The organism is Acinetobacter sp. ESL0695 (assembly GCF_029392135.1).
GTDB classification, from domain to species: Bacteria; Pseudomonadota; Gammaproteobacteria; order Pseudomonadales; family Moraxellaceae; genus Acinetobacter; species Acinetobacter pollinis.
In genome coordinates, this window is record NZ_CP113932.1 from 226,882 (window position 1) to 238,614 (window position 11,733).

The following is an 11,733-nucleotide window of genomic DNA, read 5'->3' on the forward strand; positions in this document are numbered from 1 at the left end:
TGAATAATTACTTTCTTATAGTGTATATCAATATGCCTGAAATTTGGGCTTATCACCACGTGATGAATTGTTAATTCTTATTATGTAACTTATTCAAAAAGAGATTCTCCTAAAAAGATTTTTATGTTTAGCAAGCCATATTTAATTCTCGTTCAAAGATTGATTTAATGGATTCAAAAGCATATTTACGAGGTGTGTTTTGTTCTTTAAATGCATAGTGAATAATTTCTTGTTCAATGGATGAGAGAAATTGTTCATATTCTTTTTCAAAATGGTTCAGATCGAGTAAATCAAAACGGCCTGAATGATTACAATTATAACGCGAGATAAAATCGAGCATAATTTTTTGAATATTTTTATTGGTAAAGTAAATTAGATAGGTGGCAGCTGAGCCACAATGTAGACAGCCTTTATTGATATAAATTTCTTCATTTTCTAGCCAGCACTGACGTAGTGTAACCATCGCTCTAAGTGCCTCCGTACCTTGAGAAAGCTGTTGTTTCATGTGCCCCATACTCTAGCTTGTTATTAGTAATGATTATCATTACATATTTTATTTTAAAGGTCTAGCTAAGATTATAAATTTAAATTAATTTAATAAATATTAAAAAACAATGGCTTATGATATTTTTTTATAGTATTTCTTATATTTTAATTTGGAGTACTCTTTAACGAAATTATGTTACTATTTTTTAAGAAATTAGAAGAACGAAAAATGGAAATAATATGTTTATTGTGAATTTAAATTATACGAAACCTCTAAATGAAGTAGACGCTTATTTAGAGAAACATATTGCATGGCTACTACAACATTTTGAACAAGAAGAATTTATTGCAGCAGGAAGAAAAGTACCTAGAGATGGTGGGGTTATTCTTGTGAAATCGATGTCTAGGAAAAAACTTGAAGATATATTGCAAGCAGACCCTTTTCAGATGATTGCAGATTATGAAATTATTCAAGTCGAGTTTTCACGTGCCTTAAGTGGGTTTGATACTTTAATTTCAGCATAAGACATTTTTGTAGAAGTGCTTATGCTGAAAGTTATGGGTTTAGTCTAGACCTAACCATTGGCGTTGATGATACGCACTGTCCCAAAATAACCACTCTAACTCTGCGCCACGACGATATGCGTTGTGCATTTTTTCGAGTGTATGTGCATCTGCCTGCGATGCGACCTGATCGACCGTTGCAATAATATTATTTACAGCTGTATTGAATTCTTCACCTGAATAGGTATCAATCCATGCTTGGTAAGGATTATTCTTTTGGCTATGCTGAACAATATCTTTACCAATTTCAGCGTAAATCCAAAAACATGGAAGTAAGGCCGCAAGTACAATCGGATAACTTTCAGACCATGCCGTCGCAGTTAAAAAAGAAGTATAATGGTGACATGCCAGTGTAAGAGGCGTTTGTTCAAATTGTTGTTTTGTAATTCCAAATTGTTGCATGAATTCACTATGTAGACTGCGCTCTACAATAATGGCAACTTTTGCACCTTCTGAAAACTGAATAATATCGTCCGCTTCAAAGGCTTTTGCTGCTGCTACAGCCAGCGCTCTACCATAAGCCACAAGGTAATGTGAGTCTTGGATAATATAATGTTGGAATACTTCTGGCTTGAGTGTACCTAGAGCCATTTCCCGATTAAAAGGATGGTTTTGAATTTTTTCGTAGAGTTCAAGGTTTTTTTGCCAGAGTGTTTGTGTAAAGGTCATTGCTTGTATCTCTATAATTTTAAATTAAGGCGAAATCGGCCTTAACTATACCTTATTGTATTTCAGCGGAATATCATGCCAAAGAGATTAAAAATTGGCATAATAAGCCCATTATTATTTCATCATATTTTGTTTGTTTTGGGATGTATCCATTCCCATATTTGTAGGTCAGTTCATGAAGCATTTTCGGTTTTCTATTCTTTTTACTTTGGTGTGTTTAGTTATTGCTGCATATTGGGGATTTTATCATGGTCCAAATGCAGGAATAGAGGCTATGTTAAATGCAGTAATGATTACGGCTGTACTTGCTGTGATGGAGGTTTCTCTATCGTTTGATAATGCTGTTGTCAATGCTTCGATTTTAAGAGGATGGAATCATTTTTGGAAAATGTTGTTTCTAACAGTGGGAATGATTATTGCCGTATTTGGAATGAGGCTTATTTTTCCAATTGTCATTGTCGCTGTGACAGCAGATATGAGTATGTATGATGTAACGCAATTGGCACTCAATCATCCTACCGAATATTCTGAGCGTTTAATGGCGCATCATCCAGAAATTTCTGCATTTGGAGGCGCATTTTTACTATTGGTATTTTTGAATTTCTTTTTCGATGCGTCTAAAGACGTTCATTGGTTTAGATATCTAGAAAAACAATTTGCACATTTGGCAAATGTACCTGCAATTTCCGTATTTATTACACTCATTTTACTTTTAGTGATGTCTCATTATGTAGTTGATGATATTCGATTGGCAGTCATTATGTCAGGCATTTGGGGTATTCTTGTTTATGTAGGTGTACAGCTTCTAGGTCATCTTTTGGGAGGAGAACCCGAAATTGATGAGTCGTCATCTACAAATAATCAGGCAGGTTCAGGGCTTGTAAAAGCAGGAATTGGCGGGTTTTTATATTTAGAGATTCTAGATGCTTCATTTAGTTTTGATGGTGTGATTGGTGCTTTTGCGATTACCACGGATGTGGTCATTATTATGCTCGGGCTTGCTGTTGGTGCAATGTTTGTACGTGCATTAACAATTTATTTTGTAGATCAAGGAACACTTGAATCATATAAGTATTTAGAGCATGGCGCCCATTATGCAATTGGAGCATTAGCAGTCATTATGTTTATGACGGGTGCTGGTATGCATATTCCTGAAGTAGCGACAGGCTTAATAGGGATTGCTTTTATTGTATGGTCTGTACTTGCATCTCGTAAATACAATCGTCAGCATTCAAAATAGTTATTATGATGATTAGAAATTAGATTAAGTCAATTTTCAGGAAATTGTATAGAATAGGGGAGGAAGCATCCTGCTTTTTCCTCACTTTAAAATATATTAGACAGCCTATGAGCCATCTTATAATGCCCTTGAAAGAAAGAACCCACTGATAAAATGAATATGATGAATGCTTTAGAACGCCGTTCAACCTTTGCTTTGAGTAGTATTTTTGCACTACGAATGCTTGGGTTGTTTATGATTATTCCTGTATTTGCTGTAGAGGGGCAATCGTATCAATATGCAACGCCAGCGCTCATTGGTTTAGCTGTAGGTGTTTACGGATTATCACAAGCAATTTTACAAATTCCATTTAGCTTATGGGCAGATCGATTTAGTCGTAAGCCACTTATCGTTTTAGGCTTACTGTTATTTGCAATAGGTGGTGCTGTTGCTGCGATGTCCCACACAATTTACGGTGTAATTATTGGACGTGCTATTGCTGGTGGGGGTGCAGTCTCTGCCGTAGTTATGGCTTTATTGGCAGATGTGACTCGCGAGGAGCATCGGACAAAAGCGATGGCTGTCATGGGAATGAGTATAGGGCTATCTTTTGTTGTGGCATTTAGCATTGGCCCATGGTTGACTGGGTTGGTGGGTATTTCTGGCTTGTTTTGGGTTACTGCAATTATGGGGATGTTGGCCATATTTACCCTATTTTTAGTGCCTAAAACAACACGGCATCATCGTAATTTTCAGCAAGGTTATTTACGTCAACTTAAACAAGTATTACAAATGCCTGACTTAAATCGACTGCATGTGTCGATTTTTTCATTACACCTTTTGCTCACGGCAATGTTTATTTATGTACCGTCACAGCTAATTACATATGCAAATATTCCACTTGAAAAACATGGGTTAGTGTATTTACCGCTGTTGCTAATAGGTGTATTTTTTTCATTTCCAAGCATTATTTTGGCCGAGAAATACCGCAAAATGCGTGGTATTTTCTTAATGGCAATTGTTGGCGTAATTTTAGGCCTGATTGTACTGACGCTCGGTGCGACTTCTAAATATTTATTGTTACTTGGTCTGGGATTATTTTTTGTTGCCTTTAATGTCATGGAAGCATTATTACCCTCATGGCTTTCTAAAGCTGCACCAATTCAATCAAAAGCGACTGCAATGGGTGTAAATGCCAGTGCTCAATTTCTTGGAGCATTCGTGGGTGGAACATTGGGTGGTCAATTGTTAATGTTACATAATACATCTATTGGTTGGTCTATTTTAACAGTAATTGCGTTAGTATGGTTTGTGATCAGTTTTGGTTTAAAGCAACCAAGATATTTATCGTCAATTATTTTAAGACTCCCTGAAGCCAATGATCAAAATACAGCAGAAAACTGGACAGCTGAGTTATTAGATATTCATGGAATTGAAGAAGTTGTTGTGATGGCTGAGCAGAAAGTTGCTTATGTAAAGTTGGATAAGAAGATCATTGATGAAGAAGGAAGACAACGACTGTCGCAGTTATTTGGGAAACAGCACGTTATTTAGGTATAATGGCGATAGAAAATCTTAGAAAGATATAGGAAGCAATAGCACATGCGCGGTGTAAATAAAGTTATTCTAGTCGGAACTTTGGGGCGAGATCCTGAGACAAAAACTTTTCCAAATGGTGGTTCGATCACTCAATTTTCTATTGCAACAAGTGAAAACTGGGTAGATAAAAATACAGGTGAAAGAAAAGAAAATACTGAATGGCACCGTATTGTATTGAATAACCGTCTTGGTGAAATTGCTCAGCAGTATTTACGTAAAGGTTCGAAAGTATATATCGAAGGCTCTTTACGTACTCGTCAGTGGACAGATCAAAATGGTCAAGAGCGTTATACTACTGAGATCCGAGGCGATCAAATGCAAATGCTCGATTCACGTCAAATGGGTGATCAAGCACCAAACTTTGGTGGTGGTGACCAAAGTGGATATGGACAACCAAGATTTAATCAGCAGCCACAAAGTAATGGTTATGGTAATCAAAATACTCCACCGCAAAATACGGGTTACAACTCGAATAATTTTGCAGGTCAGAATGCTGGCGGTGGGTATGGTCAAAATAATGCGATGCAGAAACCTCAGCAACCGAGTTCGCCTGCACCAAATGACTTAGATGATGATTTACCGTTTTGACACATACCAGAGACTATGTTTTGTAAAGTTTATTAAATTATTCTTTATTAGTAGTTAGTTTGTTAAATTTTAAAAATTTATATTAATTAACAAATATTTAAAAGCCCAATCTTTATTGGGCTTTTTTATGACCAATGCGATGTAAAAATAAAATAATTTTAAATTTAGTCTAATTAAAGTCTAAGTTGATGAGAAAATTTTGACACTAAAATAATTTTAAATATAATAGAAAGACTTCATTGGGGAGTAGCCTCCGCTTACACCAAGTAAACGGGTGATGGTCAACATAATTGTTTTGAAAAACATGGCCATCATAGCAAAGACCAAAAATCCTTTGTTGGCAAGACCTTTGATTTATTTCTCTGCTTTGAAAAACTTTAGCTAGCAGGAGAGATGAATCGTTGGTTTTATGCTAGCTAAAGGACTTTATCATGTTAAAGCACTTCCGATTCTCAATTCTTTTTACATTGATATGTCTTCTAGTCTCTGCATATTGGGGATACACACACGGTCCAAATGCAGGCATAGCAAGTATGCTAAAAGTCCTCGCAATTACAATGCTTGTTGCTGTCATGGAAGTTTCTTTATCGTTTGATAATGCTGTTGTAAATGCTTCTGTATTAAAGCATTGGAACCCCTTCTGGAAAAAATTATTTCTTACTGTAGGTATTCTAGTTGCTGTTTTTGGTATGCGACTTATTTTTCCATTATTGATTGTCAGTTTTACTGCCAATATGTCTATGGTGGATGTTGCACATCTCGCTTTAAATAATCCTGTCGAATATGCTCAACAATTAACATTGCATCATGCCGAAATTGTTGCATTTGGTGGTATGTTCCTTCTTCTCGTTTTTCTGAATTTTATTTTCGACCAAAATAAAGATACCCATTGGTTTAAGTGGATTGAAGCGCATTTAGCTAGCTTGGGTCGTGCACCTGCTATATCAATTTTTATCGCTATTGCTTGCCTCATGATTATGAGTGAGTATGTAACAGGTGCAGCACATCATAGTGTAACCATGGCAGGATTATGGGGAATTATGGTGTATGTGGGGGTGCAAGTGGTGAGTGGTTTATTGGAAAGTAACTCTCATGACCATGAAAATATAAACTTAGGAAAAACCGTCGTTAAAGGTGGTATGGGAGGATTCTTATATCTAGAAATTTTAGATGCTTCCTTTAGCTTTGATGGTGTACTAGGAGCATTTGCAGTTACGACTGACGTTGTCACCATTATGATTGGTTTAGCAATTGGTGCGATGTTTGTTCGCTCTCTTACTGTATATTTGGTTGATAAAGGTACATTAGATGCCTATATTTATTTAGAGCATGGTGCACATTATGCCATTGGTGCATTGGCATTCATTATGATTTCTGGTGGCACAGGACTTCATATTTCAGAAATTATTACAGGATTGATTGGTATATTCTTTATTGGATGGTCAGCACTTTCATCTATTTCTTATAGAAAACAACAAATGAGTCAAAATAAATAATATTTAATCAACATAGAAGGCTATTCAATCTATTAAAGGGCATGTAATGATGAGTTTAGCTAATAAATATCTATCGAACTATCAATTTCATGAAAAACATCAAATTATTATTGAAGCCTCCATACAAGAAGTACAAGATACTATTGATAGTTACGATTCCATCGATGATTCATTTTTTCGTATGATGATTTTGCTACGTGAAATCCCTATGCGATTTTTAAATCGTCTTGGTATCTATAAGAATGTTCCAGTAGCGCATTTTAATATGCATAATTTTATAAAGCTTGAGCATAACAGCAATGAGCAGATCTATGGTCTAATTGGCAAATTTTGGAAACTTAATTATGGGCAATTCATAATTGAGGAAAATAGTGATTTCTTAGACTTTAAAAAGCCTCATTACGCAAAGTTACTTCTTATCTTTAATGTAAAAAAAGTAAATGAAAAAGAAGTATTATTAACGACTGAAACGCGTATCCATTGCCTAGATACGTATGCATTAAAAAGATTTAGAATATATTGGTACTTGATTAGACCGATAAGTGGTTTGATTCGTATGAAAATATTGCATAGCATAAAAAATCAGATCTCTATAAATAATCACAATAAAAAATAAATCAATTTTTGAATGAGATTTTTTTAAGAAACATGAGAAGTATATATATCTTTGTTTTTATTTTAGATAGATTTAACTTATAAAATATGAATTATTTATCGTATATTTAACTTATTTTATTTTTTCTTTGGTATTTTAAAAATATGTGATATAAATTGCTAATATATATAGATAATATTTTTTATTTTTTTAAAAATATTATTTTTGTCTATTTGAGTAATATTGAAGTTTATTTTAATTTATTATATTTTATGATTTAGGTTGTATTTGAAAATAAACTAATAAAGGTAGAATATATGAGTGAAACTAGACAAATAGATTTAAAAACATATCCTGTACTTATTACAAAAAGTAAAGCTTATATACAAGCAATTAATGGTGAGTTTTTATTTGTTTTCTCAGATGAAAAACCTTCTATCACAAACTCTCAAGCAGTACATAGAGACACTAAAATTTATTTAGATGGGCACACAGGTAATCTATGGGCATGGAAAAAATATTCATGGAGAACGAAACTTATTGTTTCAGTTTGAAATAAAAAAATACGGAAAAATAAGAATAATAAATATATAAAACTAGAAATTTTTAAATGGAATTACATATGAATAAGAAAAATATATTTGATCTTTACTGCAGCCGAAATGTCATTGGTCAATACAATTTAGGTGTCTCCTACCGAGATGGTATTGATATTGAACAAGATTACTCTAAAGCTTTTGGATGGTTTTATAAGGCTGCAGAAAAAGGTTTTGATCAAGCGCAATATAATCTTGGATCGATGTATAAAGAAGGGTTAGGCGTTATACAGAACTATGGCAAAGCTTTTGATTGGTTTTATAAAGCGGCTGAACAAGGATTTGATCAAGCTCAATACCATTTAGGATTAATGTATAAAGATGGTTTAGGTACAGCACAGAGTTATGACCATGCGTTCTTCTGGTTTAAACAAGCAGCAGATCAAGATCTGGCAATCGCAAAAAATAGTTTAGCCATGATGTACATTACGAGTTTAGGTGTACAGCAAAATTATCAGCAAGCTTTTTATTGGTTATATCAGGCAGCGAAACAAGGTTTAGACCAAGCACAATATAATCTGGGTTTAATGTATAAAAATGGTCTTGGTGTTGAACAAAGTTATATGAATGCCTATGTTTGGTTTAATGCTGCAGCAGAACAAGGTTTTGATCAAGCTAAATTAGAAGTTCACTCATCATCAAATTAGAATGAATAATCATGTGTGATTGAAATCATTTAAAATATTTTTTACGTTAAATTATATACTCTATTTTATATTCATCTATGAAGTAAATCCTAAGATTTTCTTAATATAAGTTTTATATTTTTAAGATTATCTCTATTTAATATAAACATTTTTTATATTTTGTGACTTATTTAAAATTATTTATATTTTTAGTTAATTTTATAGCATAATATTTTATCAATCCTTCGTGTTTGTTTTATATTAAATTTTAAGATTACTGGATCTATCTTTATTTTTGGGAAGGTGAGTGTGTTAAGAGTTTTATTCGTAGAAGATGATCTGATGATCGGGAAGACAACTTTTCAGCTTCTAGAGCACGAAAACTACCAAGTCGATTGGGCAAGAACAGGTCTTGAAGCTTTAGATTACTTGTTTAATCATACCTATAATCTCATTTTACTCGATCTTGGCTTACCAGAGCTTGAAGGTATGTCGGTACTAAAGCATATTCGAGATAAAGCAGAACTGAATAAAACAGGTGTCATTATTATTAGTGCACGAGATCAAACAGTGGACAAGGTTCAAGGTTTGAAATTAGGTGCAGACGACTATATGGTTAAGCCATTCGATTTTGATGAGCTTTTAGCGAGAATGGAGGTTGTAATTCGACGTAGCTCAAATTATACACGTGAAGAAATCAGCTTTAGCGTGGGTGATTTGGTGATGTATCCGAGTACACATCGATTATTTAAAGAAGGTCATCCAGTTTCTTTATCTGTAAAAGAGTGGACGATTTTAGAACCCATGATGATGTATCCAAATCAGATTTTCTCCAGAGAAATGCTTGAACAAAAACTATATCGTTGGAGTGATGATGTGCAAAGTAATACTATTGAGGTACATATCCATAATTTAAGAGCCAAACTAGGCAAAAAAAGTATCCGAACAGTACGTGGGTTAGGATATTGTGTAGGCAGTATCGACTAAACTGAAGTTTTTTAACATGTATATACATCGTTTATGCAGCTCAGTACGTAGGATGTATCAACAAAAATCATTAAGTACTCAGATGTCATGGTCAATTTCTATCTTCAGTATATTGCTGTTGGTTGTCATTGGGTTTGCAGCTTATCGTATTGCTCTTGAAGAGTCTCAAGAAGTCATTAATAGCCAAATGGAACATATGGCTTACTTTTTAGAGCAAAATAATCCGACGTTAAGGACATCGACATTTAATCCAAAACGTCATTATGGAGAAGTTGATTTTTTTATTGATATCGTTGCCAAAGACCATCTGCAACAATCTGGATTGACTGGCGGTTATCTCATGCCATACAGTGATAAAAGCTACGTCAAAAGACAGAAAACATCACGTGGAACACTCATCATCTATGTCAAACCGATTGGTGATAAACAAATTCAAATTAGTCAACTGAATCATGTACGTGTCAACCTTGCAAAAGAGTTGGCCATTAATATGCTATTGCCTTATTTATTTTTTGTACCTTTTGGTATTTTGGGTTTATATAAATTAATCCAGAGACATTTACGTCCTTTATTTACACTTAAAGAGATTTTTTCAGTAAGACATCCCTCTGATTTATCACCCATTCATGTTCAGCAACTGCCTGCTGAGATCTCACCTGCAATTAATGAGTTAAATTATTTATTTAAGCGAATAGAAGAAGCACAAACTCAGCAAAAATCATTTGTTGCCAATGCTGCACATGAGCTAAGAACGCCATTAACGGCGATTAATTTACAAACAAATTTGTTATCTAAGCTCAAGCAAAATACAGCTCAATACGATGAAAATATGGTGGATTTAAGACTAAGCTTACAGCGAATGATTCGTTTGGTCGATCAGCTTATGAAATTGGCGCATCAAGATGACATGGCTGTAAATGAATTAGAGCAGATGAATGTAGTAGATGTATTACGAACTGCTTTAAATCAGCTATCGATAAGTGCAAAAGAAAAAAATATTCAAATGCAATTTGTTGTCGATCATTATGAAGAAGTGTTTGTCTGGGCAACGCAGTCTATTTTAGAAACAATTTTTTTAAATTTAATTGATAATGCTATCAAGTATAATCGTACCAATGGTCAAATTTTAATAAAAGTTTATGCAGATCATTCGCATACAACTGTAGAGTTTCACGATGCAGGCCCTGGCATTGATGAGAGCAATCTAAAGAAAGTAAAGGAGCGATTTGTCCGCTTAGAAAGTACTCAGCATCAAGTTGTAGGTAGTGGTTTAGGATTATCTATTGTTGAGGCAGCATTGAAACTCATAGATGGTCAACTGTCTTTTACAGATTCAGCGATTTTAAGTGGATTGAATGCGAAAGTAATGTTTAAAAATAAAAATGTATTGCCTAATGACACGGCTTTACAGACAGGTAAATCTATTTAGATTTACCTGTTTTAAAATTGATTTATGCAAATTTAAATGCAACTAGACTAATAGCTAGAGCTGACATACCAATAACCAAACCATATACAGTTTCATGACCTTTGGCATATTTTTTTGCAGTCGGTAATAGTTCATCTAAAGCTAAGTACACCATCACACCTGCAATAATGCCGAATACGATACCATAGACCAAATCATTTAAATAAGGGGCTAAAAAGATATATCCGAGTAATGCACCGATGGGTTCTGCAAGGCCTGAAACAAAGCTTGCGGCCACTGCATAAAGTTTATTTTGTGTTGCAATATATACAGGGAGTGCAATTGCAATACCTTCAGGAATATTGTGTATAGCAATTGCCAATGCCAATGGAGCACCTACAGTTGGGCTATCTAGTGTTGCAAAAAAAGTAGCTAATCCTTCAGGTAAGTTATGTGCTGTAATTGCAAACATAGTTAATAAGCCTGTTCGCATAATTTGTTTTGTATTTAATGCCTGAGAGGATTTTTCTTCTAATCCATCATGAGGATTGGGAATCACTCTATCTAAAATTAATACCAAGACGAGGCCGCCCAAAAAGGCAAACGTTGCGAAACTATAGCCTATATTTTCAGGATAGACATTTGAGAATGACTCAATTGATTTATTTAAGATTTCCGTTAAAGAAATATAAACCATTGCACCTGCTGCAAATGCTAAGCCAAAAGAAAGTAATCGAGGACTAGGCTGTTTGAAAAAACAGACCAGTACTCCTCCAATGACGGTTGCTAAGCTTGCAATAATTGTGACTAAAAAAGCCACTAAGATCTGACTATCCAATGTAAATTTACCCTCATCTGAATAATTATTGTAAGTGACTTAGATGGATCTAGCCCAAAATA

The 11,733-nt window shown here is 34.2% G+C and carries 13 protein-coding genes and 1 riboswitch; of the genes, 10 read left to right on the forward strand and 3 right to left on the reverse strand.

Going from position 1 to position 11,733, the window contains the following annotated elements; genetic code table 11:
• Nucleotides 1-127: 127 nt before the first annotated feature.
• On the reverse strand, nt 128-505 hold the full coding sequence (locus OZX61_RS01040; protein ID WP_277095027.1) for a hypothetical protein: 378 nt from the start codon (nt 503-505) through the stop codon (nt 128-130).
• Nucleotides 506-726: 221 nt separating this feature from the next.
• On the opposite strand from OZX61_RS01040, the gene OZX61_RS01045 reads away from it, so the two are divergent.
• Nucleotides 727-1,011: a YciI family protein gene (locus tag OZX61_RS01045; RefSeq protein ID WP_195772811.1), complete on the forward strand. Its 285-nt coding sequence runs from the start codon at nt 727-729 to the stop codon at nt 1,009-1,011.
• A gap of 39 nt (nt 1,012-1,050) precedes the next feature.
• Here OZX61_RS01045 and tenA read toward each other — a convergent pair whose 3' ends face one another.
• On the reverse strand, nt 1,051-1,719 hold the full coding sequence (gene tenA / locus OZX61_RS01050) for a thiaminase II (protein WP_195772810.1): 669 nt from the start codon (nt 1,717-1,719) through the stop codon (nt 1,051-1,053).
• Nucleotides 1,720-1,894: 175 nt separating this feature from the next.
• Between tenA and OZX61_RS01055 the strand changes: the two genes are divergently transcribed.
• From OZX61_RS01055 to OZX61_RS01095, 9 genes are all read left to right on the forward strand, one after another.
• A complete protein-coding gene (locus OZX61_RS01055; RefSeq protein WP_277095028.1) occupies nt 1,895-2,959 on the forward strand; it encodes a DUF475 domain-containing protein in 1,065 nt (354 codons plus the stop codon).
• A gap of 159 nt (nt 2,960-3,118) precedes the next feature.
• Nucleotides 3,119-4,492, forward strand: coding sequence for an MFS transporter (locus tag OZX61_RS01060; protein WP_195772826.1), 1,374 nt, complete (start codon nt 3,119-3,121; stop codon nt 4,490-4,492).
• A gap of 48 nt (nt 4,493-4,540) precedes the next feature.
• Nucleotides 4,541-5,125: a single-stranded DNA-binding protein gene (gene ssb / locus OZX61_RS01065; RefSeq protein WP_277095029.1), complete on the forward strand. Its 585-nt coding sequence runs from the start codon at nt 4,541-4,543 to the stop codon at nt 5,123-5,125.
• A 229-nt stretch (nt 5,126-5,354) separates the two neighbouring features.
• Nucleotides 5,355-5,508: riboswitch (yybP-ykoY riboswitch) on the forward strand.
• A gap of 48 nt (nt 5,509-5,556) precedes the next feature.
• Nucleotides 5,557-6,621, forward strand: coding sequence for a DUF475 domain-containing protein (locus tag OZX61_RS01070; protein ID WP_277095030.1), 1,065 nt, complete (start codon nt 5,557-5,559; stop codon nt 6,619-6,621).
• 46 nt (nt 6,622-6,667) lie between these two features.
• Nucleotides 6,668-7,237 carry a hypothetical protein gene (locus OZX61_RS01075; protein ID WP_277095031.1) on the forward strand — a complete coding sequence of 190 codons (570 nt, stop codon included), beginning with the start codon at nt 6,668-6,670 and terminating at the stop codon, nt 7,235-7,237.
• A 296-nt stretch (nt 7,238-7,533) separates the two neighbouring features.
• Nucleotides 7,534-7,770: a hypothetical protein gene (locus OZX61_RS01080; RefSeq protein ID WP_211140184.1), complete on the forward strand. Its 237-nt coding sequence runs from the start codon at nt 7,534-7,536 to the stop codon at nt 7,768-7,770.
• Between the two features lie 68 nt (nt 7,771-7,838).
• The gene (locus tag OZX61_RS01085) at nt 7,839-8,459 is read left to right on the forward strand and encodes a tetratricopeptide repeat protein (RefSeq protein ID WP_277095032.1); all 621 of its coding nucleotides are present in this window, start codon (nt 7,839-7,841) and stop codon (nt 8,457-8,459) included.
• Nucleotides 8,460-8,747: 288 nt separating this feature from the next.
• Complete coding sequence (locus OZX61_RS01090) at nt 8,748-9,425, forward strand: response regulator transcription factor (protein WP_277095034.1); 678 nt, start codon at nt 8,748-8,750, stop codon at nt 9,423-9,425.
• 82 nt (nt 9,426-9,507) lie between these two features.
• Nucleotides 9,508-10,854, forward strand: a complete 1,347-nt coding sequence (locus tag OZX61_RS01095; RefSeq protein ID WP_277095035.1) for an ATP-binding protein — start codon at nt 9,508-9,510, stop codon at nt 10,852-10,854.
• 22 nt (nt 10,855-10,876) lie between these two features.
• On the opposite strand, the gene zupT is transcribed toward OZX61_RS01095, so the two are convergent.
• On the reverse strand, nt 10,877-11,671 hold the full coding sequence (gene zupT, locus OZX61_RS01100; protein ID WP_195771263.1) for a zinc transporter ZupT: 795 nt from the start codon (nt 11,669-11,671) through the stop codon (nt 10,877-10,879).
• Nucleotides 11,672-11,733 lie beyond the last annotated feature (62 nt).

Bases quoted from the DNA above. Each gene is read 5' to 3' on its own strand.
- OZX61_RS01040 (WP_277095027.1), bottom strand. From the start codon at position 505: ATGAAACAACAGCTTTCTCAAGGTACGGAGGCACTTAGAGCGATGGTT.
- OZX61_RS01045 (WP_195772811.1), top strand. From the start codon at position 727: ATGTTTATTGTGAATTTAAATTATACGAAACCTCTAAATGAAGTAGAC.
- tenA (WP_195772810.1), bottom strand. From the start codon at position 1,719: ATGACCTTTACACAAACACTCTGGCAAAAAAACCTTGAACTCTACGAA.
- OZX61_RS01055 (WP_277095028.1), top strand. From the start codon at position 1,895: ATGAAGCATTTTCGGTTTTCTATTCTTTTTACTTTGGTGTGTTTAGTT.
- OZX61_RS01060 (WP_195772826.1), top strand. From the start codon at position 3,119: ATGATGAATGCTTTAGAACGCCGTTCAACCTTTGCTTTGAGTAGTATT.
- ssb (WP_277095029.1), top strand. From the start codon at position 4,541: ATGCGCGGTGTAAATAAAGTTATTCTAGTCGGAACTTTGGGGCGAGAT.
- OZX61_RS01070 (WP_277095030.1), top strand. From the start codon at position 5,557: ATGTTAAAGCACTTCCGATTCTCAATTCTTTTTACATTGATATGTCTT.
- OZX61_RS01075 (WP_277095031.1), top strand. From the start codon at position 6,668: ATGATGAGTTTAGCTAATAAATATCTATCGAACTATCAATTTCATGAA.
- OZX61_RS01080 (WP_211140184.1), top strand. From the start codon at position 7,534: ATGAGTGAAACTAGACAAATAGATTTAAAAACATATCCTGTACTTATT.
- OZX61_RS01085 (WP_277095032.1), top strand. From the start codon at position 7,839: ATGAATAAGAAAAATATATTTGATCTTTACTGCAGCCGAAATGTCATT.
- OZX61_RS01095 (WP_277095035.1), top strand. From the start codon at position 9,508: ATGTCATGGTCAATTTCTATCTTCAGTATATTGCTGTTGGTTGTCATT.